This window comes from Bacillus sp. JJ864 (assembly GCF_036963045.1).
Taxonomy (GTDB): Bacteria; Bacillota; Bacilli; order Bacillales; family Bacillaceae_G; genus Bacillus_A; species Bacillus_A pseudomycoides_C.
The window spans coordinates 5,275-6,053 of the sequence record NZ_JBALLY010000188.1 but is presented as its reverse complement, the minus strand read 5'-3'; the positions used below and the strand labels follow the sequence as shown (position 1 = coordinate 6,053).

Below are 779 nucleotides of genomic sequence, written 5' to 3'. Positions count from 1 at the left end.
ATAAAATTCATATGGAGGGATGAAATATGTTAACTCAATACCATATTGATGAACAAATTTATACAACTAAAGATGAATGGAAGCTTGCTGTATCAAATGATTGGTACAAGAAATACAACAAATACATGATTCGAGAATTCTTCTACGTTGGAAAGCAATTCAAATATGAAGGTCAGATCTATGAAGTGCTAGAAAATAATATTCAAATATCTAATACAGAAGGTTGGCTACATCTAAAAACAATAGGAGAAGATTCTTATAAAGCATATATTTCCCCTAGAAAAATATTAAGAAAAGAACCTAAATTAAAACAAGAACTTGATAATGGTTTAGATGGAAATGTTATTGTTGTAGAAACCTTAAAAAATCAAGAACAAATGCAATTATTTTAAACTGATATATTCAAAAAAGGGAGAGATTTTTAATGAATTGTATAGCTCCATGTATTGTAAACCAAGATACAGAAAAAGCTGTTCAAGTTAGGATTGATGATGATCTATTTTGGTTTCCTAAATCGCAAGTTTTGGTACAACAAAGAAAATTAGAAAATTACACTGAACAAAGAATTATCCTTCCATATTGGTTAGCTGAAGAAAAAGGGCTACTTGCTAAAAGTTACGCTGGATATTCACTCTATCCTATTCAACAAACGGATATAAAAATTTAATAATGAAAAAGAGAAGTTGATTTTAAAAAAACAAATTGACTTCTCATTTTTTTAAAAATGAATTAGTGAAATATGAGGTGAATTTACTATGAGATTTTTATTAACAATTGTA

General features: G+C 27.3%; 2 protein-coding genes. Both read left to right on the top strand.

Translation table 11 applies throughout. The annotated features are described in order from the left end of the window. Positions 1-26: 26 nt before the first annotated feature. Entirely contained in the window at positions 27-392 is a 366-nt protein-coding gene (locus V7024_RS22175) for a hypothetical protein (RefSeq protein ID WP_335523984.1), read from the top strand. Positions 393-424: 32 nt separating this feature from the next. After that, the gene (locus V7024_RS22170; RefSeq protein ID WP_098634815.1) at positions 425-667 is read left to right on the top strand and encodes a hypothetical protein; all 243 of its coding nucleotides are present in this window, start codon (positions 425-427) and stop codon (positions 665-667) included. The last annotated feature ends 112 nt before the right edge of the window (positions 668-779 follow it).

What these genes read in the sequence shown, in the direction of transcription:
- V7024_RS22170 (WP_098634815.1), top strand. Translation starts at nt 425, where the DNA reads ATGAATTGTATAGCTCCATGTATTGTAAACCAAGATACAGAAAAAGCT.
- V7024_RS22175 (WP_335523984.1), top strand. Translation starts at nt 27, where the DNA reads ATGTTAACTCAATACCATATTGATGAACAAATTTATACAACTAAAGAT.